The organism is Coprobacillus cateniformis, from assembly GCF_009767585.1.
Lineage (GTDB): Bacteria > Bacillota_I > Bacilli_A > Erysipelotrichales > Coprobacillaceae > Coprobacillus > Coprobacillus cateniformis.
The window spans coordinates 2,046,234-2,071,218 of sequence record NZ_WSNW01000001.1 but is presented as its reverse complement, the minus strand read 5'-3'; the positions used below and the strand labels follow the sequence as shown (position 1 = coordinate 2,071,218).

The window sequence follows — 24,985 nt, the reverse complement described above, 5'->3', positions numbered from 1 at the left end:
TTCTCTCCTTTTTCGTTGTTATTATAAAAACCCCATTCCACATAGATATCTTTCTATCATTAGGGAGTGGGGTTATGCTCTTTACGGTTACAGTCCTCACGTGTGCATAATCTATTGACATGCATCATCAAATATAATTTTTCTTCTTCATTCATATAAAGATTTTTCTTTTTTAAAACACTTTCTATAATATCCACACATCTTTTCACTTCTGGATAATCTATACTGACCATCTGATATAATCGTATATTATCAGTAGATATAGTTTGACCTTCAGTCATTCTTCTTAACAAATAATGAAGATGTGTTACAAATCTTGAATAATGAAAACTATCTCTTCTGATTTTCATATTCATTGACCTTTCTACTATAGATGTACATAAATCAACCAATTCTTCATGATGAGAATTGTTATCATTTTGATATAATTCACTATTAATAATATTCATTGCAATGCCTGTTTTCTCTGTATCAGGCAAAGGAATCTGTAGATCTTCTAAAATGAATTGAAGAGCATATTCAGCAACCTTTGACTCTTTTGGATATAGATATTCAATATCATAATAAAGTGGCATTTTCATATCTATGTTCTTTTCATATCTTTCAATACTAAACTGAATATGATCGGCAAGGATAAATGTCAAATTAGGATTGATTTTATCACCAATCATTCTTGAAGCAAGTTCAAATATCTTTTCACAGACTTCTAAAACAGTTTCAGGGACTTCATGTATTAAATCTATATATTGTTCTTTGGTATTATAGTATGTACGCTTAACCTCTGATAAATCAGTGATTTCACAAGGCATTTTATGAAACCCAATACCTTTTCCTTCAACAATAATTTGCTCTCCTTGTGAATCAAGTGCTAAAGCATAATTATTGTTAATCTTTTTTATCAATTTCATACTCATCTATCCCTTCAAAAACAACATCTCCAATATTAATACTCTCATGAAGACAAATTTTATGAAAATTTTTCCCATTTGTCACAATCATCATTGTCGTTGAATCATAATTTTCTTTAATAAAATCAAGATCAACCTCCACAACAGGCTCACCCTTCTTCACTCTTTGATTGACCTTTTTAAGAACATTAAATCCTTTTCCTTCCAGATTCACAGTATCAATACCAATATGAATTAAGATCTCAAATCCATTATCAGCTTTGATTCCAAAAGCATGTCCTGTCCTAAATATCATTTGCACTGTCCCATCACATGGTGCTGCAATGATATGAGTATCAGGGATAATCGCAATACCATCTCCCATACTCAAAGATGCAAAACCAATATCATTCACTTCTGTAATATCTATACATTTTCCTTTTACAGGTGCATAGATATTTTTATCAACTTTAGACTTAAATAAATTAAACATTTTGACCTCCACAAAAAAACTCATAATAAGCAAACCAAAAACAGCTGTTTAATTGGTTATGCCTCTTATGAGTAACAGTCCAACACTTAATTTACAAATTTATGATATCATGCGCATCTTAAAAAAGCAAGCGTTTTCATACTTTGAAAATATGAGTTAATTCTCTTTTTTTATGAGTATCCTCATTTAAATATAAATTATATATCCATGAAATTAATAATTTAACAATTATACATATATTTCATTATCTTCCTATTTATTCAAATATATAATCATCATGCATTAACAATTCATCAATAATTGAATAAATAATATCTGATGTTGAAAGTAGGCTTATACAACAAACTTTCTTTCCAGCATCTTTACTTGATGCTCCACAATGATATATTTTTTCTGTATCTGTTTGATAATCTATAATGATAAATCTATCATGGCATCTTTGATTATTCTTCTTAATAGACAAAGTTGGATATTCTCTATTAAAGTTATCAAACTCTAATTGATTTAATTTTCCACTACCTCTTCCCTTATTATCTGAGAAAACAATAACATTAACTTCCTTTTTCTTTGCAGACAATAAAGATAAAGTATGACAATTAATATAATCATCTACAATATAAATAGAATGTTTTGCTTCTTTATAGATATCCATATAAGCAACATTTGCTTCAAATGGCTGACTATCCTTAAAAACAAATTGTTTCAATTCTTCTTTAGGAATAAAACTATTTAATACTTTATTCATAGAAGCCTTCATATCATTTTTAGTGACCATATTTTCTTTAATCCCATCAATTTCTGTCTTTAGTTCTTTATGACCGTTGTACATTTCTTCTTTAATCTTCATATTATCTTGTATTAATGAGTTCAATAGATCTGTACTACCTAATAATTGTCTGTTTTCATTAATATAATGTCTCATCTTTTTAAATGTTCTCATAATCATTAAACTCTGATGGACTGCAACTTCCCCTTTTAATACAGTCGCAAGCATATAAACACCTTGTTCAGTAAATGCATTAATTTTATAAGTTCTTCCACCTTTAATACCAAATGTCTGTATCGAGGTCGCAAATTGCGACCTCGATAATTCAAGCATTTCATCTTGCGTTAATGGAAACATAAAATCTTCTGGAAATCTTTCTTTATTTCTTTTGACTTGCTCATTAAGTCTTTTAACTTCATATCCATACAACTTCGCTAAATCAAAGTCAAGCATAACTTGTTGTCCACGAATTTCATATATCATCCCTTGAATATCTAAGTCATTATATGACGGAAGAAATTCTTCTTGATTTTCTTTATTTTTCAATGCAATTGCTGTTTTGTCTTTATCCATTTTTTACCTCCAATTTATAATATTATTTGTATTTATCACTGTGAATCTTCTAAAAACAAGGGGAGCAAAACAAAGCACATAAAATACATGTATCATTATCTAACCCCAAACATTTCCATACTCTTAGTATATCACAATTAGCAAACAAAGAAAATGCTATAAGCAATTTTTTGCACAATTATAAAAAGGAAACTGACGCAAAATTTATTCAAATAGGCATACTCTTGTATATAATATTGAAATTATATTAATGGAAAACATGAACAAATGACGACTTCTCCCTTTCATACCAAATATCTGCATCGAGGTCGCAAATTGTGACCTCACGAAATTTATTTCTTCTCTAGTTAATTAAACATAAAATTATCTAGGAATCTTTCTATATTTTTCTTACCTATTGATTCAATCTTTATATCATATCTATATAACATTGCTTAATTAGACTCAAGCCCCACTTTTTACCCTCGAATTTCATATACCATTCCTTGGATATCTAAATCGTTATATTTAAGAATAATAACTTCATTATCTCCTTTTTTTACTGCAATTATCGTTATGTCCCTATTTTCTCCATGTTATTATCATCATTCTACTTACCCAAATATATCTCTAATTTATTATTCTTGTGTTAATATATTTATAAAATAAAAAAAATAATGGAGCAAAACAATGATACATCAACAAGATATATAATCATTTTACTCCGAAATCTTCCATATTCACTGTTTAACACAATCAGCAAACCATAATAATACTTAAAACAGTTATTGGCTATCTAGATTTTTAAACTTCAAAGACATATGCATATCCTTATGCTAATTTTCGATTAAACACAAATACAAGTATCACTATCCATAAAACCGATATGAATAATCCCATAAGCATAAAGAAAACTTGTTCATTGACTAATCCCTTTCCTATCCAAAAAGTTGGAACCCATGCAAACAAATATGAATATGCACTGTGCATAAAATAAGGGATTAATACAACAAATGATTCTAGCGAAGCCATTTTTGCTACTGCCATTCCTTCTAATTTATGTGATGATAAACTGACAACCAGTAAAGAAACAATCAGCCCTTGCATACATCCCAATATACAAATCAAAATCATCATATCAAATGGCAAAGATGAAATATGAAATATTGGTAATAATATACATGTAAAAATGAAACTCATCAATGTTGGTATTCCTAACCTCGAAATTAAATACCCTATCTTCCCTAATGGAGTCACAAATAAACCATTGATTATATGATCGTCTCTTTCTTCTAGGATGATTAAAGCAGAAACAATACACAGCATATCAGAAATGAGTATTCCATAAAAAGTATCAATCAAAGAATAATACTGATGAAAATCAATCTTAAAATATTGTATAGACATTTGATTGAATATTGGAACTCCATAACGAAAGATAAAACCACACAATATAGGTACAAAGCAAATCAGTAATAACATTTTATCCTTTTTAACCATAAATAATAATTGTTGAAAACTTATCAAGAGAGATTTCATAGATGAACACCTCCTACGCTTTTCCACATTTTCTTTGTCATATAAACAGCAATTTTCCATAAACAAACAAGCATAATCACAACAATCAATATACTTAATAAATCATTCTGACTTTTTCCATTGATAAGTGATAAACAATGTGTCATAGGATAGACCATTAAATATTGATTTTCAATAAAAATAGAAGCAAGAGGTGGAACAAAACAGAGGATTTCAACTGGAACTGTCCATAAGATAAACTGATTAAGACTGTGAATCTTTGTCGATACGATGAGTCCTAATAGGCTAAAAATAAATGAAGATAATAATGTTCCAATAAAAACCATAATGAGATTTTGATGATGGGAGATAACTGCTAATATCATAGCAACTATTTCTGAAATCAAAGCAAGCGAAATGATTTTTGATAAAATATATTCTGAAATATGAATAGGTGAAACAGCTAAACTATTGAGAACTCTTTGACTCTTTTCAAATAGGACAATAGCTCCCATAAAGAATAAACCCATTGCAGCAGGATCAGAATATATCATTAAACTCGCAACTGTTTCCTGCCAAGTCTCTGGTAAAATGACTAAAACAAAAGCATAAAGAACTGTAAAAACAACATAGAGGAAATAAAAACCATATTTGATTTGAAATACAATATCTCCTTTTATCAAATGAATTATTCTCATAATAAAGTTCTCCCCGTTAATTCTATGAAGATATCATTTAAAGTTGGTTCGCTACTATGAATAGAAAGAATCTTATTCTGTTGCATGAGTTGATGCAATCTTTGATCATCTGATATTTGCTGCAATAAACAGTTGGCTGTTTTGAATCCATGATCTTCATATGTGTAAGTCACCTGTTTGGCACCATGAGATAAAATTAAATTTTGAGGACTGTCTATTGCACATATTTGCCCATTAATGATAAAAGCAACCTGATCACACAATTCTGTCGCATCTTCCATGTTATGGGTTGTTAAAATAATTATTTTACCCTTGTTTTTTTCTAATAGAATCAAGTCTTTCATCATACGACTATTGGTTGGATCTAAACCACTTGTTGGTTCATCTAAAAAGAGGATATCTGGATCATTAATTAACGCTTTGATAAAATTCAATCTCGATTTCATTCCTTTAGAATAGTCGCTGACTTTTTTATCAGCATCATTTTGTAATCCAACAGATTCTAACAACTGATCTATAGAACGCGTCTGGTGAGTATAGAGTGATGCAAAAAATTTAAGATTCTCTCTGGCGGTTAGTTTCTCATATAGTGTTGGAAACTCAAAGTCTACACCAATATTCTCGTAAAAAATATTCGTATGATGTTTACATTCCACACCATTCACAATCGCATGTCCTTTATAGTTTGTGATTAATCCTGTTAATATTTTCTGTAATGTAGATTTTCCTGCACCAGATGGTCCCAAGAAACCAAATATCATCCCTTTCTCTACTTTAAAATTGATTTCTTTGATAAATTCATTCTTGTTATAACTGAATTGTAAATCTTTGACTTCTATCATATTTATCTCCTTTTTTGACTGTTTATATATATTTAGTCAAATAAATATATAAATGAACTTGGTTCTATGACCAAGTTATTGTTTTAAAAATTGTAAGACTAAACCTTGTATTAACATCTTTAATGATTGCTCGTCTTGACAGCAATCCGAAAACATAAACATAAATAAATCTCGAAATGCTCCAGATAATGCCTTGATATCTATATCTTCCTGATGAGGAATATACATCAAAATCTGTTCTAACATCTGTTGATCATGTTGAAAATGTTCATTCACTATATCTGGAGGTAGTTTCATTGTAAGTAACTCTAATTCTCCAGATGTTAAGGCTTGAAATAAAGGGTTATCTTTGGCTTTTAGAAAGAAGTCAAGAATAAAATCAGTAAGTTGATGAACATCCATATGTTGAAAATCCAACTGTGATAATGCTATTTTCATATCTTTTTCAAAGATTTCATGAAACTCAAGTAGGACCTCAAATACTAATATTTCTTTAGATTTATAAAACAAATAAAATGTTCCTTTAGGAATATTGACTTCTTTTACAAGTGAATCAACTGTTGTTTTTTTAATCCCATTCATTGATAAACTTTGCCTTGTCGCCTCTTTTAATCTGCCTTTAATATCATCTTTTTCACTCTGAGAATAAACCTTTGGCATTTCATCACCTCTTTTTTGACTAAATATCTATTTTTAGTCATTATAAATCTATAAAGATAAAAAGTCAATACAAGAAATATCATAACAACTTTTAGAACTTCTTTTTAATTGTAATTATTCATTTTTAAAGATGTTTCTAAGTTTGTCTTTGATTCTTTGAATTATTTGACTTGTTTCATCAAGCTTAATAATCCATACACCTTTTGATAATTGATTCAATTGATAGTCGACGATTGTATCATCAATATATTCAAGCTCTTTCTCTAACATATCCATTAAACTTTCCTGTCCTTTTTCTTCATCAATTTCTCTAACTTCAACGACCCAAAGTCCTGGTGATAATTCACTCACCTTCCATTTTTCATCATTTTTACTTTTCATAAACTTTCCTCCTTATATATTTACTTTAACTTATAATTGCTTATTTTAATCAAAAAGTCCGAATACTCATACCAAATTTACTATAAAATTATATTATGATAAAATGATCTACGAGGTGTAATTATGGAAAAATATGGACTGACAGTTCGTCAAATCAGATTAAATAAAGGATTTAAACAAAAAGAAATTTATACAGGATTATTAAGCAAATCTTTTTCTATTGACTTTGAAAAAGGATTATATGATATTAAGTTTTCAATTATGCTAAACATATTAAAACGATTAATGATTTCAATAGATGAATTCATACTTATACATAATCATTATCATGAAAATTTAATCAATCAGACTTTGGTAGAAATTAATGAAAAAAAGTTTGAAAATGATGATCATTATGCCCAACTCATAAATGATATTATTAAAGAAGAATCTAAAAAAAGTCAGGATCCTGCTAGCCGAGTAGCATATTGGCAAATGCTCATCCTACAATCAATATATTCTGATACGGATTATCAACACTCAAATCATTACTTACATGCAAAACAAGAAATCCAAAACTATTTATTCAACATAGAAACATGGACATTATCAGAATTAAGAATATTTTCTAATATGCATTTTCTTTTTGAAAATAATGAAATAAAGACAAGTTTATTTCTTACAGCATGGAAATCTATAGAAAAATATCAGTATCATCCAGAATTCCTTACTTATATAACTCATCTTTTAACAAATCATTTATTCTCACTTATTTATACTCAACAATATTCTCTTGCAGCTAAAGTTATCGAAAGATTATATGAATTAACTGAAGATATAACAATGATGGTGTGGAAAGTTATGTTATATTATTTAGAAGGACTTTACTTCTATGCCACTGATGAGCAAGAAAAAGGATTACAACTTATTAATAAAGCAAAACTAATCTGTGAACTTACAGATAATGAAAACATAATTAAACAAATAGAAGCAGGATTAAGAGCTATTCAAAATGATAATCATATATCTGTTTAACCATAACAATTATGGTTTAAACAGATAAAAAGATATTGAAATCATGTATTCAATATCTTTTTATCTAATTATTTATGATTGAGTTTATATAGTTTTCTTTCTAATGAAACAAAGAAATGGTCTTTTGAAGATTGATCAAACCTCACCAAATAAATGGTTAATAGTATTCCTCCAATAACTGCCACTAGCATATCTGTCATTGTATCATGAACCCCTGTTACATTTCTAATTGCATCATATTGAAAAAAGACAAGCAAAGCATACTCATAAAACTCCCAAAGTAATGCAATGGTAGCATTAACTGCATTGATAAATATACACATAACAATCTTTCTTTTCTCATTTCTTAAAAGATGTTTATATAACATATACGCCAATTCACAAATCACAATTCCACTCGCAAAATGAGTAAATTTATCATAATAAGGTGTAGAATAGCCACCTAAACAACTACCCCACAGACTTGCAAAATAAATAAAAATAATATTCAACAAATAGAATTCATCAGGAACTTTAACTTTGATAAGTTTCATAAACAATGGTGCCATAAACGGCGTTAAACAAGCGACAAATGTCATACCAAAATATTTTCCTTGCCAGTTCATATAAAAAGCATAAATCAATGTTATTACATAGACCAAAATACACAACTTAAAAATGATATCTAACTTTTTATTTTTCATAACAGCACCTTCTTTAAATCTATTGTACCACTCTCTAAGATAAATAAAAATTATTTCATAATAAACTTGTTCACAAGAATTAAAATAACTGGCAAAATGATTACAAAATACACAATAAATAAAATGATCAAACTCATTCCTTCATGATCAGTTCTAAAGAAATATTGATTGATGGGTTGAGCAATAACCTTAAAATAGAGATATGTTAGAATGATTGTCACTATAACACTTATCATTTTCCTTAACATCTCCATCACCTCAAATCTATTTTAACACATTGATTTTAATTGAGAAACAAAAACAGATTGATGATCAACCTGTTTAAACTTCTCGTAATAATCTTTCAAATAAATAAATATCCTCTTGAATCATATCAATAGAATTTTGCCAAAAATCTTCAGAAGTCAAATCAATACCAACACTTTTTCCAACATCCTCTAAATTCATCTTTCCTGTTAATGATAAAAAGTTTTCATAAGTTGTTGCAAATTGATTTCCTTCCTTAAGATACAGTCCATATAATCCTTTTGCTAATAACAAACCAAAAGCATAAGGGAAATTATAGAAAGCATAGTCCGCTTCATAATAATGAGGTTTCCATGTCCACATATAAGGATGCAATGTATTTTGGTCTAAACCATGACCATAAGCTTCCTTTTGTGCTTCAATCATTAAATCTTTTATCTCAGCAACACTTAATGGACCCTCTTTTCTTTTTTCAATCAAACGACTTTCAAATAAGAAACGTGAATATATATCAACGATCACTTGTGCACAATCTGATAACTCATTCTCTAAAATCATTAATTGTTCAGCTTGGGAAGCATTTTTTAAGGCTGCCTTTTTAACAATCGTTTCACAAAATGTTGAAGCTGTTTCAGCTATTGGCATTGGATAATTAGCATTCATAGCTGTTTGGCTATTTAAACAATGTCCATGAAAACCATGTCCAAGTTCATGTGCCATTGTAATGACATCGCTAAAATCATTTCCATAATTCAATAAGAAACGACTTTCTTCAATACAATGTAAGTTATTACAAAATGCTCCACCTACTTTCCCCTGTCTAGGATAAACATCAATCCAATTTTTTTCTATTGCCATTTTAGCATAATCACCTAAGTTTTGTGAAAATGAAGAAAATTGCTCAATCACAAATTGACTTCCTTTTTCATAGTCATATTCACTATTCACATCAACAATGGGTGCATACATATCATACCAAGGTAATCCATTTTGATATCCTAAATATTGTGCTTTTGTTTGAAAATACTTTTCAAACATAGGTAGTGCTTTTTTCATTGTAGCAAGTAAAACATCTAATGTCTTTTGAGACATTCTTGAATCTATCAGCGTTCTTTGTAAAACCGAATCGTACCCTCGTAATTGTGTCACTGTAATGGCTTCACCCTTAATCGCATTTAATGCACTTGCTATACCATGTTCAACACTTGTATACGCTGCAATCTCTGCCTCGTATGCTTTTTTTCTGATTTCTTTATCTTTTGAATAAGCCATATTTAAGACTTCAGTTAATGGATAGACTTTCCCATCCATTATAACTTCCAATGAAGATATTAATTGATCTTTGTATTTTAACCAAGAACTAGATCCTGTTGTTTTCATATTTGCTAAAACAGATTCACTTTGATCATCTAATAAGTATTTATTTTGTTGTTTGATTTCATTTAAGACAAACATATGATCCTGTACATAAGAATCTGTTAATTGTTGAAAATCAAATTGAGCAATCCATTTTTGAATTTTAGCACTTGCATCTGCAAAAGAAGCAAGTAATGTTTCAATGACTGATGCATATTTAATAGCTTCATAATCATTTGTATCAGCATTCATTGTTAAGCTTACATATGCATATAACTTTTCTACCAAATCGTCTAAATGATTTTCTTCTTCTAGATATTGGATAAGATGTGATTGTTCATTTGGTAGTAATGGATATTTACGCATATCATTTAATATTGTTTCAACTTCTTTTAAATCATTTTGAAACTGAATGTCTTCAAAAGATGTATATAATTCTTTTAAACTCCATTTTTTATCCATAATTCTTTCTCCTTGTATTGTTGTTTTTATTATACACTGATTTCATTATAGATAACAATATATGAAACAATAATTTATATTTATACATTATCATTATATAATAATTCATAGTCTCTATTTAAAAACAAACAAAAAGTATGTTGAGAATTACTGAATTTTGATTTTATTAATGATTTGTTTGTTGAATATGTGATTAAGTAGTAAAATAGTCTTTATAAATGATTTATGAAAAAATTCAATGAGGTGAGAAAATGGGAGATACCATAAAAGTTGGAATCGGTGTTATGATTATAAAAGATAATAGAATTTTATTAGGACATCGTATAGCAGGTGGAAAAGATACTGGAGGTATATTTGAACCAGATAGTTGGTGTTTACCTGGTGGAAAACAGGAATATGATGAAACTATATTTGAATGTGCAAAAAGAGAAGTGAAGGAAGAAACAAATTTAGATGTTTGGAATCTAGAAGTATTCAGTGCGGTTGATGATATTCAACCTCATAAACATTTTGTTACAATTCAAATGATTACAAAGGATTATACTGGTCATTTAGAAATCATGGAGCCAGAGAAGCAAGATGAATGGAAATGGTTTTCTCTTGAACGTTTACCAGAGAAAATATATTCTCCATCAAAGAAATTTATAGATGCATATCTTGCTAAAAATAAAGATACTGATAAGCTTCAAAGTGGAGATGAATGAATATGAAAAAAATATTAATCATTGATGATGATATAGATATTGGAAATATGCTTGAAGAAACGCTTATAAAAGAAGGATATGAAACTTCTCGTGCCTATTCTGGAACTGAAGCTATTCTTTTGCTTGAACATGCAAAGCCAGATCTTGTACTCCTCGATTTAATGTTGCCTGGTCTCAATGGGGAAGAGGTCCTGCCGAAGATTAAAAATATACCCGTTATTATTATAAGTGCTAAAATTGACATTGATAACAAAGTTAATCTTTTGCTTAATGGTGCGGTTGATTATATGACCAAACCATTCCACAAAAAAGAACTCTTGGCTAGAATTGCTGTTCAACTTCGTAAACCAATTTTCCTTGAATCATCTCCAATACTTACTTTTGAAGAATTGAACCTTCACCACAATACACATACAGTGACCATTCACAATACTGAAATTAAGTTAACAAGGACTGAGTATGCAATCTTAAAATTATTGATGCAAAATCCATCACAAATCATTACCAAATCACTTTTATTAGAGCGTATAAGTGATGATACTCCAGACTGTACAGAAAGTTCATTAAAAATGCATATCAGTAACTTAAGAAAAAAACTTCGTGAAGTGACTGGTAAAGACTACATAGAAGCTGTATGGGGAATTGGCTTCAAACTTAGAACTTCATAAATCTTTACGATTTCTTTACTTTTTTCTTTACTACTTTCTTTATAAAAATTGATTAAAATAATATTATCTTATAAAGGAGGGTAAACATATGGAATATGTTTTAAGAACAAATAACTTAAGTAAGCATTATGGACAGTTTAAAGCACTCAATGGATTAACAATAAATGTTCCTAAAGGAGCTATATATGGTTTTGTTGGAAAAAATGGTGCTGGAAAGACAACTCTTATTCGATTGATTTGTGGTCTTCAATATCCATCATCTGGTGATTATACATTGTACACAAAACAAAATCATGAAAAAGGGTTTGATAAGATACGAAGAAGGATGGGTGCTGTGGTAGAAACACCATCTATTTATCTTGAGATGTCTGCTGAAGAGAATCTCAAACAGCAATTTTGCATTTTAGGGATGCCATCTTTTGATGGATTAAAAGACATTTTAGAATTAGTTGGACTCAGTCATACTGGAAAAAAGAAAGCAAAGAACTTTTCTCTTGGTATGCGACAAAGGCTAGGAATCGCTATAGCACTTGCTGGTCATCCGGATTTCTTAATACTTGATGAACCAATCAATGGTCTTGACCCTCAAGGAATTATAGAAATGCGTGAACTCATTTTAAAACTCAATCATGAACAGCAAATAACAGTTTTCATTTCAAGTCATATCCTAGATGAACTTTCAAAACTAGCAACTCACTATGGATTTATTGATAATGGATGCATTGTTAAAGAAATAAGTTCAGAAGAACTACAAATGGCTTGTAGAAAATGTATACATATAAAAGTAAGCAATACAAAAGCACTTGCTCAAATACTTGATCAAATGAAACTTGAATATAAAATCCTTTCTGAAACAGAGGCTGATATTTATGCTAAAGTTCAAGTCTCACAACTGGCACTCGCCTTAGATAAGGTGAACTGTACAATCGTTTCTATGCAAGAAAACGATGAAAATCTAGAAAGCTATTATATTGAGTTAATTGGAGGTCATAAAAATGTATAATTTATTATCCGCGAATATCAGCCGGCTATGGCTCAATAGGGCATTCTGGGTAACACTTCTATTCATGGCTATGATAGAATGCTCATTTGCTTATATATTACTTGATCAAAATTCAACACGTGTAGATTTGATTTTGTTTGCATCTCTTCAAGTTGTTGGTATATTGATTTCGATTTTCTATAGTCTATTTCTTGGAACAGAGTATAACGATGGAACCATTCGAAATAAACTTATTGTTGGTCATAAGAGAGAAACTATTTATTTAGCAAGCTTTATAACTGGCACTGTGGCAGTCACAATCATTTACTTTATTTGGGGACTTATAGGTGGTATTTTTACTCTTGTTTCACATGCCTCAGTAAATATAACTATAAGTCAAATAATGCTTATAGGATTAGCTTACTGGTTAGCATGTATCTCATATATTGCAATTTTCAATTTTATAGGTATGATTTCATCAAATAAAGCAAGGACATCAATTATTTGTATTTTAACAGCCTTTATTTTAATGTTTGCTGGACTCCTCTGTTACTCGCTTGCAAGACCTGGCTTTCTACCTCAATATCAAGTCACAATTTTTCAGTTTTTATTTGATTTTAATCCCTATGGACAGATATTTCAAACTATGTCAGTTGACACAATCACACTATGGAAGTTATGTGCATATGCACTTTCCTTAATAACTCTTATATCTGGATTTGGCATATATATTTTTCGTAAAAAAGATTTAAAATAAAGGTTGGTGAAAAAGATGTTTCTTCCTTGGTTTTTGTGCATAGTTTTACTTGGAATCATTATTATACTGCTTATAAAAATTATCTTTGTTAATAGAAATATAGATAAAATCTGCACAGAACTCGCAGAACATCTTTCTGATGAAACCAATACATTGATTTTAGTATCAACTGGTGATAGACATATCAAACATTTGGCAAATGAACTTAATAAACAATTACAACTTCTTAAACAAGAACGACACAACTATTTAAATGGTGGTCAAAAACTCAAAGAAGCCGTGACAAATATCTCACATGATTTAAGAACACCTTTGACTGCTATTTATGGCTATTTAGATCTTTTAGAAGAAGAAGAAGACAAGTCTTTAGACGTTGAGCGATATATTAAAATCATCAGCAACCGAGTTGAATCACTAAAACAATTAACTGATGAACTCTTTCTCTATTCTTTATCCATAATTTCACAAAATAATGATAATAAAGAAGATATTATTCTCAATGATATATTAGAAGATAGTCTTGCTGATTTTTATATGGCATTTAAAGAAAGAGGAATCATTCCAAAGATTAATATGCCTACTGAAAAAGTTATCTGTCATCTTAATCCGGCAGCACTCTCTCGTGTGTTCACAAATCTATTAAGTAATGCTATTAAATATAGTGATGGAGATTTAGAAATAACTCTAACAGATTATGGTGAGATAACTTTTACCAATACTGCTGTGAATTTAAATCAGATAGAAATAGAAAGATTATTTGATCGCTTTTATACTGTCAATACTGCTAAAAAATCAACTGGATTAGGCTTAGAGATTTCTAAGACTCTCATTCAGCAAATGAATGGTGAAATTTCAGCAGAATATAAAAATAAAAAACTGTTTATAAACATTTTATTACCGTTGAATCAATAGATTTTAAAAAGTGTAAACTCACACAACAATTGATTTTTGTTGCTTATTGCACAACAGAATTATATAATTAAAATATCAGTAATTCATATTTAAAAAGTTATATAATGTGATAATATATATGAAAGGAAAATGGAAAATGAAAATCGGACTCAATAAAGCCTCTTAAAATTAAAGAAAAATTCTAGGAGGCAGAAAAAATGAAATTTACAAAAAAGAATTTAGACACATGGGACAGAGCAGAACTGTTTCAGCATTTCATAAATGATATGCGTTGTGTCATGAGTATGACTGTTAACATTGATATCACAGAATTCCTACAGGTGATCCATGATAAAAAATATAAGTTCTATCCAGCAATGATATGGGTTATAAGTTCAGCAGTTAATTGCCGTGAAGAATTGCGTATGGGATATAATGAAGATGGAGAAGTTGGTACATGGGATTATATTTCCCCCTATTATACACACTTTCATCAAGAAGATGAAAAGTTTGTAAAGTTAGTTATTGATTATCATTCTGACTTTGAAGCATTTTACCAGCAGTTTATAAAAGATATGCAAGTCTATCAAACTTACCGTTGGTTTGATCAAAAAAATATTCCACCAAATACATTTGATGTATCTTGTTTACCATGGTTACATTATCAAAGTTTTGATATGCACATTTTTGATTCTGGTCTATATATTGCGCCTGTTATTACTTGGGGAAAATATATAAAAAATGAAAGTGGGAGAATCATTATGCCATTATCATTAAATATTCATCATGCGGTTGCTGATGGATATCACCTTTGTAGATTTTTTACAGATGTAGAAAATTGTTTAAAAAAGTTCAGTAATTTAATTCAATCAGTTAATCATTTTGATTAACTGATTTTCTACTTTAGACAGCTCTATGAAACATTTCATTTGTATTTCTAATAATTCTCATACCATTGACATACATACAGAATGTATGTTATATTGTTTATATCAAAGAGAAAGGAGAAATTTATATGAAGAAAAGTTTTTATCCAGTACTTATGTGTAATAAAATACAAGAAGAGGCAAATTTTTTTACAGATTTATTTGATTTTCAAGAAATCTTTACAAGTGATTGGTATATAAGTTTAAAAGATAATGATGGTTTTGAGATAGCAATGATTGATAGTTCTCATAATACAATACCAGAACAGTTTAGAAAACAATGCGAAGGTATTATTCTAAACATTGAAGTTGATGATGTAGATACTGTCTATTCTAGATTTATGAATAAAAATCATTCATTAATATTGTTGGATATTCGAAATGAAGATTACGGGCAAAGACATTTTATGATTGAAACACCCAACAAAAATTTAGTTGATATTATTCAATTGATTCAACCTTCCTATGAAAATAACAAAGGCAATCAAGAATTAGGTGAAAATAATGACTAATAATAAAAAAGAATTAGCAACTCTTCATACAACCAAGAACTTAATATCAATTGCACGTCATCATTTTTCCACATATGGATATGAAAATACATCTTTAGAGGCTATTGCGAAAGAAGCAAATATGACAAGAGGGGCAGTCTATCATCACTTTAAAAATAAAAAAAATCTTTTTAAAGCAGTTTTAAATCTTGTACAACATGAGGTTGGATTAAATGTTGAAAAAAGAGCTCAATCATCAAAAGATATTTGGGAACAATTAATATTAGGATGTGTTGGATTTGTAGAAGCAGCAACTTTAGAAAATAATAAAAGAATACTCTTAATTGAAGCTCCTAATATTATAGAATGGACTCAGTGGAAGAAAATGGATGATGAAAATTCTGTTTTACTTTTAGAAGAACAACTTATGATTATTCAAAAAAATGAACAATTAATTGATTTTGATATTCATATGATTTCACATATGATATCTGGTGCTTTAAATGATTTATCAATCTATCTTGCTGAATCTGACAATTTGAATAATGAACAAATTTATAAAGCAGTTGACTATTTATTAAAAGGATTTAAAAAGAATGGGTAAGAAAGTAAAAGACTATTATGATATTGAATATGGATATTTTTTAGCTAAAAAGATAAAATCAGTCTATTCAGAATTCAATGACAATCAATTTATTTCATTGATAAGACCAACAATTGAGCAATTAGAATTTAATGATAGACAAGAATTGCTAGCTAATGCATTAAAAGCATCTATCCCCTTAAACTATTCAGAGACGATTGGTATTTTTAAAAAAATATTAGGGCCAGAACTCAATGGCAGTTTAGGCATGTTTACAGAGGGATATTGGCTTTGGCCAATTGGGAAATTTGTTGAGTTATTTGGTGGTGAAAATTTTGAAGTCAGTACATCCTTTAGTAAAGAATTAACAAAAAGATTTACGAGTGAATTTTGTATGCGTACAATTATAAATCAGTTTCCTGAACAATCAATGAATCTACTTTTGAAATGGAGTCAGGATAGCAATCAAAGAGTACGTCGATTAGCAAGTGAGTGCATAAGGATACGGTTACCTTGGTCAAAAAAACTGTATGTTGCCCTAGAATATTTTGATATTTATTATGAATTATTAACTTGTCTTAAGGATGATACTGATAAAACAATTCAAAAAAGTGTCGCAAATAATCTCAATGATTTATATAAGGAAGATCAAGAGAAGTTTGAATTCATTGTATCCAGTTGGCAAAATGAAAATATAACAAAGGAATGTCAATGGATTATTAAGCATGCTTCAAGAACAAAAAACAAAAAACATTCATGTGTATAAAATATATGCTTATACTATTAGATAATAGAGAGTATAACTTATAAGTGAATTGAAAAAGACCTATTACACTTAAGCAAAAAAGATACTTTTTTAGGAAAGTATCTTTTTCATATCTATTCATATATCTCTTTCATCTTTGTTTTTATATTTTCTACATTAAGTCCATATTTTTCTTTAATAGCAAGAGATGGTCCAGACTCAGTAAAAACATCCTCTACTCCAATTTTTACCACTGGGGCATGTTCACTCATTTCTGATACAATCTCACTAATAGCACTACCAATTCCCCCAATGACTGAATGATTCTCAACTGTAACTATTCTTTTCACTTCTTTAGCAAGTTTACGAATATAGTCTTTATCCATTGGTTTAATTGAGAAGATATTAATCAATTGACCATTAAAGCCTTCATTTGTTAATGTTTCAAATGAACGATATGCCAAATCAGTTGTTGACCCTTCAAAAATCATAGCAAAATCATTGCCATTGTTTTCAACACAATAACTGTGTCCAATTTCTACATCAAAGTGTGATGGTAAATCTGGCACAACATCTCGAGCAGCACGAATATAGACTGGTCCTTCATGATCAATGGCTAATTGGACACATTTTTTAAATTCATCATGGTTACTAGGAACAAGAACTTTCATATTTGGCAAAACTCGCATTAATGCAATATCTTCATTTGCATGATGACTTGCTCCATCATAACCTCCATCCATACCAGGATGCGTAGCAATGAATTTGACATTTGCATTGGCATAACATGCTTGACGTACTTGTGTCCAAGCTGTCCCTGAAACAAAAATAGCAAAGTTTACATAGAAAGGAATTTTTCCTTCATCTGCAATTCCAGTGGCAATAGAAACAGCATTTTGCTCAGCAATTCCTGTTTCTACAAAACGATTAGGAAATTCATTCTGGAATTTATTGGTTGTTGTTGATTTAGCTAGGTCACTATCAATGACATAGATATCAGGATTTTTTCTTCCTTGTTCACATAAAACATCCCCAATAATTTCACGAATTGTTGTGAGTTTATATTCCATTTTTAATATCCTCCTCTCTCTTCAATAAATCTTTTTTAGCTATTTCGTACTCTTCATCAGTTAAACCACTTGAATGCCATTTAGGAACAGATTCCATAAATGAAATACCTTTGCCTTTGATTGTATTTGCTATAATGCAAATAGGTTTATCAACAACCAGTTTAGTCTCATTTAAAGCAGAAACAATTTGTTTCATATTATGACCATCAATTTCAATTGTATGGAAATGGAATGCCTTTGCTTTATCAACAAACGATTCCATATAAATAACATCATTTGTAGGTCCACCAGAAGATAGTTTATTATAATCAATAATGAAAACCAAATTATTAAGATGATGATGGGCTGCTGACATCATAGCTTCCCACATTTCACCTTCTTGCATTTCTCCATCACCGGCAATAGCATAGATACGATGATTTTCTTTATTATTCTTTTTCACAATCGCATGTCCTACTGCCATTGAGAAACCTTGACCAAGCAATCCTGTAGTTGCATCCACTTCGGGGATATCTTTTGTATAAGGGTGTCCCTGTAAACGAGAATTTAATTGTCTAAATGTTTTAAACTCACCTTCATCAATCATCCCATAACTGGCTAAAATAGCATATTGAGCAGGAACAGCATGTCCTTTTGAAAGAATAACACGACTGCGCTTTTCTTTCTTAAAATCAACATCTAATTCATAGATAGCTGTTAATATATCAATTATAGATAATGCACCTCCAACATGTCCAACACCCGCTTGATAGACCATATCAATAATACGCCTTCTATTTTGATTGGCTAATAATTCTAATTCTTTGATTTCTTTCATTTTTACACCTCTTTCTTTAGAAAGAAATGCCCTTTATTCAAGGGCATTCCTATTACCAAGCACCTATAAGTTTACCAATGAAATTAAAGATAATACCAATTAAGTTAAAATCAGTTTCAGGGAAACTACTTCCAGATAGCCCAACACTCTTCATAATAGGATAAATAATTGCAGGTCCTACAGCAATTAAAACCCCAGCAATAAATGCCCCAATAATACATCCTTTCCAACCACCTGTTGCATTACCAAAAACTCCAGCAGTGGCACCAATAAAGAAGTAAGGAATAGCTACTGGAATGATCACTGTTGTTCCCATTGCAATCATGATTAACATACATAACAATCCAGCAATATAAGCTGAGATAAATCCCATAACTGTAGCCGTTGGTGCATAAGGAAACACAACAGGACAGTCTAATGCAAGTTTTGCTCCAGGAATAAATTTCTCAGAGACACCTACGAATGCAGGAACAATTTCGCCTAAGAATAAACGAACACCAGTAATAATGACATAAAGTCCACCAGTAAATGTTAATGTTTGCATTAATGGATAAATCAACCAATGTTGACTACCTGAAAGAACTTCAACAGCACCTTGTCCAGCAGCAATAGCAGCAACATAATAGAAAATACCAACTGATAATGAAACAGAAACTATGTAATCTTTAAAGATTGATAACCAGCCAGGTAACTCAATAGACTCTGTGCTCTTTTTGGGATTACCAACTTTACCACCAATCCAACCTGACAGAGCATAAGCAATTGAACAATAATGACCAATCGCAATATCTTCACTACCTGTAACTTTATTCATATATTTTTGAGCAATAGCAGGATAGATACATGAAGCCAATCCCAGAATAATAGCACCAATTCCAATTGCCATAACATCAGATAAACCTAAAGCTTTTAATAAGATTGCTAATAAGGCAGCTAAGAATAAACTATGTCCTCCAGTTAAAAAGATATATTTAAATCTTGTGAATCTTGCAATAATCAGGTTACATACAAATCCTAAAACCATAATTAATGCAATAACCATTGGGAATAATGTTTGTGCCTGAGCAGTAATCGCTTCAGAAATAGGTGTAACCCCTTCTAACCCAAAACCACTCGCAAACAATGATTGAAATCCATTCAAAGCTCCTTGTGCAGCAGAAGAACCTATCCCAAAAATCAAGAATCCAACAATTGTTTTAATCGTTCCCGAAATAACTTGAGCAGCAGATTTCTTTTGAATCAATAATCCAATAAGTGCCATCAATCCAACAAGTAACGATGCTTCCCCTAATAAATCATAAACAACAAACTCTAGTATAAACATATTCTTTCCTCCTCTTCCTAATTATTTTCAGCAAAATACTTTTTGAGTTCGCTCTCAATATAATCAACATCCATGATATCTTTAACTCCAATAACATAGGCTGATGAACCTTTAAATTCATCAACTAAGTCATCCATTGTAATAATAATATCTGTCTTCTGTTGACCTGCAAAACCACTAAATGCATCATGTGTAACGTCTAATGGAAAATTATTTTTCATAATTAATTTATCAACTTTGATTTTTAACATCAAAGAGCTCCCCATCCCTGTACGACACATAATTAATGCTGTTTTTCTAGCCATTTTTTATTCTCCTTTCACATTTGTTTCATTTTCTTTGATATATTTGATCAATTGTTCAGCTTCAGTTGCACGAGACAAGATATTCATAAACTCTTTTCTCTCCAAAAATTCTGCAAGGTCTGATAATGCAACCAAATGCGAAGTTGAATCAATTGTAGCCAGTGTAAAAACAAATCTAACAGGATCATTATTGGCGTTGCCAAATTCTACAGGTGTTTTTAATCTCACCAATGACATTCCAGTACGTAAGACTCCTTGATTATTCGTTGCATGTGCAAGGGCTACACCTTTGGTAATGACAATATAAGGTCCATATTCCTTGACACTATGTATTGATGCCTGAATATAATCATCTGTTATATATTCTTGTTCAGCCAATATCTTACCCGAGGCACGAATGGCTTCCTGCCAATCTGGAACATCAATATTCAATTGAATTGTTTGATCCGTTAATAATTCACTAAGCATTTTATATTCCCCCATTGTTCTTTCTAAACTATTTTCATTAGGTTTTATTTTTTGATACAGTTCAGTTAATTCATTAATTAATTTAGAATCGTCTTTATCTTTCATATAGTGATCCATTAAGATAGATAATTCTTTTGTAATTGAATCTTCTTGATTAATAATTTCAAATCCCAATTCAGATAACTTCTTTCTAATGTTATTGTTATCCTCATCTGTAAGTATTGGATGAACTCTCACATGTGGAACTATTGATTCTAATGGAACTGTTGTAATAATGAGATCAATTGGATACTTTCCTAAATAGTACTGTAACTGATGTAAAGCAGTACAAGCTTGAATTTTTAATTTAAAGTATCTATTTAATGATGAAACGACCAGTTCTGAGGTTCCTAATCCTGTTGAACAGACCACTAATATATTAGGAATTTCTTTAGATTTTTGACTTCTTCGATTAATAGCAGCAGCAAAGTGAAGAAGAACATAAGTCATTTCATCATCATTAAATCGAATATAACCTTGATCTTGTGTATCATTAATAAACAGTGATAAAATCTGATACAGATTGGGATAACTTTCAATCAAATCCTCTTTTAAAGGATTCTCAATAACCATATCATTCTTATAACGATAACGACATGCTCTTAAATGTTGAATAAGTCCATCTAACAATCGTTTATCTTGTTTTAAATCAACCTTCAAGATATTTCCCACATGAATAATCATATTAATTGCGTAGTACTCTACAAGTGCATGACTACCAACATCATCTTCATTTAAATAACTTGATTTCCCGCCTAAATGGATAGCGACATAGATAATTTCTGTTTCTGGGAGTTTTAATTCAAACTGTCTATTGATTTCATGGACGATTTCACTAGCCATTTGGTAAGGGAGTGGATCAATATCTGTATAATGAGATGCTTCATGACTTTCTGAAATATGATGACTTTGATAACGTTTAATTGATAAAGCAATATGAATACTTAATCCTTCAAAAGCGATATCAGTTAACCAAATACCATATTTCTTTTCAGCTTTTGTCACAATTGTTTTAATGGTTTCAACATCTATATCTTTAAACCATTCTATAAAAATAAAATCTTTATAATGATCTAATTTTGTAGAAGAACGAATAAGTTCACTTAAATAAGCACGTCTTTGTTTTTCAGTAGCATCAATATAAATGCCTTTTCCTTTTAAAGAAACAAGTGGAATATGTCTTTTATGACACCATTTTTTAATTTCAATAAAATCACTATTGATTGTCCCTCGACTTACAAAATATTTATCAGCAAATTGCTGAATTGTCATCTTATCAGTTGCCCAACATAAGTCATAAAGAATCATAATCATTCTTTCTTCTGAAGAAATCTTAATTTCATAATAATCATTATCCATCTCTTCTAATCTTAAATCTTGAATTTCATCTTGATTAATCATAAGATGTGCAATGTTATTTTTGATCATTAATCCCTGGTGTTGTAACTTTGTTGAAATATAGTCCGCAATAACATCTAAATCATATCGAATTGTTCTTTCACCAACATTAAATTTTTGAGCACTTGTTCCAATATGGATAGAACCATCATTCACAAGTGTATTGAGCATGTGCTTTTGTCGTATGTTCATATTTATCCTTCCTACCTCAATTATTTACTTTTGAGACTTTTTATTCAAGTTCAACATTTTTCAACAATTTTTTTGAAAAAATAGACTTATGTTTCCTATTCTATCACAACTTGGAATGTGGATAATAACATATCACCTATTGTTTTAACCAAAAACTTTTTGATAGTCTTTTATAAACTTTTCTACACCAATATCAGTTAATGGATGTTGTATCATTTGCATAATGATTTGATATGGTACAGTTGCAATATCAGCACCTAATCTTGCACATTCTATAACGTGTATAGGATGACGTATGCTAGCACAGATGACCTCAGTTTCAAATCCATATTGATTAAAAATCTGCATAATATCTGCCACCAAATCAATTCCCGATGCTGAAATATCATCCAATCTTCCTAAGAATGGCGATACATAAGTTGCTCCAGCAATGGCTGCTAATAAAGCCTGTGTGGCACTAAAGACAAGAGTCACATTTGTTGAAATACCCTCTTGTGATAAGATTTTAACTGCTTTTAAACCTTCTTCACACATTGGTATCTTCACAACCATATTCTTATGAATCTTAGCAATCTCTCTTGCCTCAATAACCATATCTTCAGCTTGGGTTGTTGTTGCTTTGACTTCACCACTAATAGGTCCATCTACAATCTCTGTAATCTCTTTAATCACTTCTTTAAAATCTCTTCCTTCTTTAGCAATCAATGATGGATTGGTTGTTACCCCACAAATGACACCTAAATCATTTGCTTTTTGAATTTCTTCTATGTTTGCAGTATCAATAAATAATTTCATAACTCTCCTCCTATCTTCTATATTTATTATCTAATCTCTTTTCATATTCTACAAGTTCAGTCTTTTTCAAGATTTTTTTGAAAAAATTGAACTCATTTTAATAAAAAAAAACAGAATGATTTCTATCATTCTGATCTTTTTAACAATAATATTCCTATCAATACAATGCCACTTCCCATAACCATACCAACAATATATATCAAATTGGGTATCGTTTTCATAAATCTATCAATAACTGATAAAATGCTACAAATAAGAAAACCAAATAAGAAACACAACTGTGAACATCTTTTCATCTATTCTTTATTCATAAAAGATTCTATTCCTGCAGTAATGATTGCTACAACTGGGAAGATAATCCACCCTGGATGCCACCATCCTTGAGTAAATCCCATGACCAAATAAATCATTGCTGCTAAAGGCATTGTCATAGCATATAGACTCTTTTCCTCTTTCTTTTGTTCTGTTATATATTTCCTGTTTTGAACAAGAAAACGATACATTCCATCTTTAATACCTTGATAGATAAATATAAAAACAGATATCGCAACACAAACAAATAAGATCATACCAGATAGATATTCATTCTTTACATATTCTTCAACAAACACTGTCATAGCAACTGCAAATATAATAAAGAAAACACCAAATGCTATAGACATCCCAAATTTTGATTTAAAATTCATGTACTGATTTTGTATATCCTGCAAATCATTAAAACTCATATTAATTTCTTTTTTCTCAAGCTCTGAATACCCTTCACATGACATACCCGTTATGATTAAAACCCCAACTGCCAATGCAACAATCAACAGCATAATCATTGTCCCTATCATTTCATACTGCTTATCACTCATAAGAATTGGAAAAATAACAGAAAGAATAATCGCTGATACTGCTCCCCCAATACGTAATCCAAAATGTCTCTTGAAATTCATATACTCTTTTATTTTTTGACTATTCATAAAATATTTTGATTCCGCTCTTTGATCATCTGGAACAGATTCATGACTATCTTTAATTAAATAATCAATAGTCACACCAAACAAGTCACTAATTAAAATGAGTTTATCCATTTCTGGATACCCTGCACCTGATTCCCACTTACTGACTGCCTGTCTAGAAACATGAAGTTTTTCTGCCAATGCTTCTTGTGACAATCCTTTTTCTTTTCTTAAACTTTGTAATTTCATTCCGAAATCCATATATCCTCACCTCACATATATCTTATAAAATATCGTTTGTATTCTCTACCAACATCAACTTGCTTTT

General features: G+C 30.0%; 28 protein-coding genes. 10 read left to right on the top strand and 18 right to left on the bottom strand.

Annotation, left to right across the window (positions count from 1 at the left end; all coding sequences use genetic code 11):
- Nucleotides 1-59 precede the first annotated feature (59 nt).
- The 8 genes from GQF29_RS10350 to GQF29_RS10315 form a co-directional block, all read right to left on the bottom strand.
- Nucleotides 60-908: a PRD domain-containing protein gene (locus GQF29_RS10350; protein WP_044927310.1), complete on the bottom strand. Its 849-nt coding sequence runs from the start codon at nt 906-908 to the stop codon at nt 60-62.
- Nucleotides 886-1,380, bottom strand: coding sequence for a PTS sugar transporter subunit IIA (locus GQF29_RS10345; RefSeq protein WP_008787244.1), 495 nt, complete (start codon nt 1,378-1,380; stop codon nt 886-888). Before GQF29_RS10345 ends, GQF29_RS10350 begins: the two co-directional genes overlap by 23 nt.
- A gap of 256 nt (nt 1,381-1,636) precedes the next feature.
- On the bottom strand, nt 1,637-2,719 hold the full coding sequence (locus GQF29_RS10340; protein ID WP_008787243.1) for an ORF6N domain-containing protein: 1,083 nt from the start codon (nt 2,717-2,719) through the stop codon (nt 1,637-1,639).
- 810 nt (nt 2,720-3,529) lie between these two features.
- Nucleotides 3,530-4,237 carry a hypothetical protein gene (locus GQF29_RS10335; protein ID WP_008787242.1) on the bottom strand — a complete coding sequence of 236 codons (708 nt, stop codon included), beginning with the start codon at nt 4,235-4,237 and terminating at the stop codon, nt 3,530-3,532.
- Nucleotides 4,234-4,914 carry a fluoroquinolone export ABC transporter permease subunit gene (locus GQF29_RS10330; RefSeq protein WP_008787241.1) on the bottom strand — a complete coding sequence of 227 codons (681 nt, stop codon included), beginning with the start codon at nt 4,912-4,914 and terminating at the stop codon, nt 4,234-4,236. The genes GQF29_RS10335 and GQF29_RS10330 overlap by 4 nt, the downstream gene beginning before the upstream one ends.
- Nucleotides 4,911-5,756 carry an ABC transporter ATP-binding protein gene (locus GQF29_RS10325; RefSeq protein ID WP_017143946.1) on the bottom strand — a complete coding sequence of 282 codons (846 nt, stop codon included), beginning with the start codon at nt 5,754-5,756 and terminating at the stop codon, nt 4,911-4,913. The genes GQF29_RS10330 and GQF29_RS10325 overlap by 4 nt, the downstream gene beginning before the upstream one ends.
- A 75-nt stretch (nt 5,757-5,831) precedes the next feature.
- Nucleotides 5,832-6,416, bottom strand: a complete 585-nt coding sequence (locus tag GQF29_RS10320; protein ID WP_008787238.1) for a TetR/AcrR family transcriptional regulator — start codon at nt 6,414-6,416, stop codon at nt 5,832-5,834.
- Nucleotides 6,417-6,530: 114 nt separating this feature from the next.
- Nucleotides 6,531-6,797, bottom strand: a complete 267-nt coding sequence (locus GQF29_RS10315; protein WP_008787237.1) for a hypothetical protein — start codon at nt 6,795-6,797, stop codon at nt 6,531-6,533.
- A gap of 123 nt (nt 6,798-6,920) precedes the next feature.
- Here GQF29_RS10315 and GQF29_RS10310 point away from each other — a divergent pair, with 123 nt between their 5' ends.
- Entirely contained in the window at nt 6,921-7,811 is an 891-nt protein-coding gene (locus GQF29_RS10310) for an Rgg family transcriptional regulator (RefSeq protein ID WP_008787236.1), read from the top strand.
- Between the two features lie 68 nt (nt 7,812-7,879).
- On the opposite strand, the gene GQF29_RS10305 is transcribed toward GQF29_RS10310, so the two are convergent.
- The 3 genes from GQF29_RS10305 to GQF29_RS10295 form a co-directional block, all read right to left on the bottom strand.
- Nucleotides 7,880-8,494: a DUF2238 domain-containing protein gene (locus GQF29_RS10305; RefSeq protein ID WP_008787235.1), complete on the bottom strand. Its 615-nt coding sequence runs from the start codon at nt 8,492-8,494 to the stop codon at nt 7,880-7,882.
- A 50-nt stretch (nt 8,495-8,544) separates the two neighbouring features.
- Nucleotides 8,545-8,742, bottom strand: coding sequence for a hypothetical protein (locus GQF29_RS10300; protein WP_008787234.1), 198 nt, complete (start codon nt 8,740-8,742; stop codon nt 8,545-8,547).
- Between the two features lie 73 nt (nt 8,743-8,815).
- Nucleotides 8,816-10,558, bottom strand: a complete 1,743-nt coding sequence (locus GQF29_RS10295) for a M3 family oligoendopeptidase (protein ID WP_008787233.1) — start codon at nt 10,556-10,558, stop codon at nt 8,816-8,818.
- Between the two features lie 251 nt (nt 10,559-10,809).
- Between GQF29_RS10295 and GQF29_RS10290 the strand changes: the two genes are divergently transcribed.
- From GQF29_RS10290 to GQF29_RS10250, 9 genes are all read left to right on the top strand, one after another.
- Nucleotides 10,810-11,262 (top strand): nucleotide triphosphate diphosphatase NUDT15, encoded by a 453-nt coding sequence (locus GQF29_RS10290; protein ID WP_008787232.1) that lies wholly within the window; start codon nt 10,810-10,812, stop codon nt 11,260-11,262.
- Nucleotides 11,263-11,264: 2 nt separating this feature from the next.
- Complete coding sequence (locus tag GQF29_RS10285) at nt 11,265-11,930, top strand: response regulator transcription factor (protein ID WP_029158205.1); 666 nt, start codon at nt 11,265-11,267, stop codon at nt 11,928-11,930.
- 88 nt (nt 11,931-12,018) lie between these two features.
- Complete coding sequence (locus GQF29_RS10280; protein ID WP_008787230.1) at nt 12,019-12,933, top strand: ATP-binding cassette domain-containing protein; 915 nt, start codon at nt 12,019-12,021, stop codon at nt 12,931-12,933.
- Nucleotides 12,926-13,669 carry an ABC-2 transporter permease gene (locus GQF29_RS10275; protein ID WP_008787229.1) on the top strand — a complete coding sequence of 248 codons (744 nt, stop codon included), beginning with the start codon at nt 12,926-12,928 and terminating at the stop codon, nt 13,667-13,669. Before GQF29_RS10280 ends, GQF29_RS10275 begins: the two co-directional genes overlap by 8 nt.
- A gap of 15 nt (nt 13,670-13,684) precedes the next feature.
- Nucleotides 13,685-14,581, top strand: a complete 897-nt coding sequence (locus GQF29_RS10270) for a sensor histidine kinase (protein WP_054325318.1) — start codon at nt 13,685-13,687, stop codon at nt 14,579-14,581.
- 197 nt (nt 14,582-14,778) lie between these two features.
- Complete coding sequence (locus GQF29_RS10265; protein WP_008787227.1) at nt 14,779-15,450, top strand: CatA-like O-acetyltransferase; 672 nt, start codon at nt 14,779-14,781, stop codon at nt 15,448-15,450.
- 125 nt (nt 15,451-15,575) lie between these two features.
- The gene (locus GQF29_RS10260) at nt 15,576-15,998 is read left to right on the top strand and encodes a VOC family protein (RefSeq protein ID WP_008787226.1); all 423 of its coding nucleotides are present in this window, start codon (nt 15,576-15,578) and stop codon (nt 15,996-15,998) included.
- Complete coding sequence (locus GQF29_RS10255) at nt 15,991-16,581, top strand: TetR/AcrR family transcriptional regulator (protein WP_008787225.1); 591 nt, start codon at nt 15,991-15,993, stop codon at nt 16,579-16,581. Before GQF29_RS10260 ends, GQF29_RS10255 begins: the two co-directional genes overlap by 8 nt.
- Nucleotides 16,574-17,326 (top strand): DNA alkylation repair protein, encoded by a 753-nt coding sequence (locus GQF29_RS10250; RefSeq protein ID WP_008787224.1) that lies wholly within the window; start codon nt 16,574-16,576, stop codon nt 17,324-17,326. The genes GQF29_RS10255 and GQF29_RS10250 overlap by 8 nt, the downstream gene beginning before the upstream one ends.
- 113 nt (nt 17,327-17,439) lie before the next feature.
- Here GQF29_RS10250 and GQF29_RS10245 read toward each other — a convergent pair whose 3' ends face one another.
- The 7 genes from GQF29_RS10245 to GQF29_RS10215 all read right to left on the bottom strand — a co-directional run bounded on the left by GQF29_RS10245 (nt 17,440) and on the right by GQF29_RS10215 (nt 24,918).
- Nucleotides 17,440-18,375: a transketolase family protein gene (locus GQF29_RS10245; protein ID WP_008787223.1), complete on the bottom strand. Its 936-nt coding sequence runs from the start codon at nt 18,373-18,375 to the stop codon at nt 17,440-17,442.
- Nucleotides 18,365-19,192 carry a transketolase gene (locus tag GQF29_RS10240; protein ID WP_008787222.1) on the bottom strand — a complete coding sequence of 276 codons (828 nt, stop codon included), beginning with the start codon at nt 19,190-19,192 and terminating at the stop codon, nt 18,365-18,367. The genes GQF29_RS10245 and GQF29_RS10240 overlap by 11 nt, the downstream gene beginning before the upstream one ends.
- A 52-nt stretch (nt 19,193-19,244) precedes the next feature.
- Nucleotides 19,245-20,516 (bottom strand): PTS ascorbate transporter subunit IIC, encoded by a 1,272-nt coding sequence (locus GQF29_RS10235; protein ID WP_008787221.1) that lies wholly within the window; start codon nt 20,514-20,516, stop codon nt 19,245-19,247.
- 17 nt (nt 20,517-20,533) lie between these two features.
- Nucleotides 20,534-20,821, bottom strand: a complete 288-nt coding sequence (locus tag GQF29_RS10230; protein WP_008787220.1) for a PTS sugar transporter subunit IIB — start codon at nt 20,819-20,821, stop codon at nt 20,534-20,536.
- Nucleotides 20,822-20,824: 3 nt separating this feature from the next.
- On the bottom strand, nt 20,825-22,918 hold the full coding sequence (locus GQF29_RS10225; RefSeq protein WP_008787219.1) for a BglG family transcription antiterminator: 2,094 nt from the start codon (nt 22,916-22,918) through the stop codon (nt 20,825-20,827).
- 144 nt (nt 22,919-23,062) lie between these two features.
- Nucleotides 23,063-23,713 (bottom strand): fructose-6-phosphate aldolase, encoded by a 651-nt coding sequence (gene fsa, locus GQF29_RS10220; RefSeq protein ID WP_054325670.1) that lies wholly within the window; start codon nt 23,711-23,713, stop codon nt 23,063-23,065.
- A 296-nt stretch (nt 23,714-24,009) separates the two neighbouring features.
- A complete protein-coding gene (locus GQF29_RS10215; RefSeq protein ID WP_008787216.1) occupies nt 24,010-24,918 on the bottom strand; it encodes a helix-turn-helix domain-containing protein in 909 nt (302 codons plus the stop codon).
- Between the last annotated feature and the right edge of the window lie 67 nt (nt 24,919-24,985).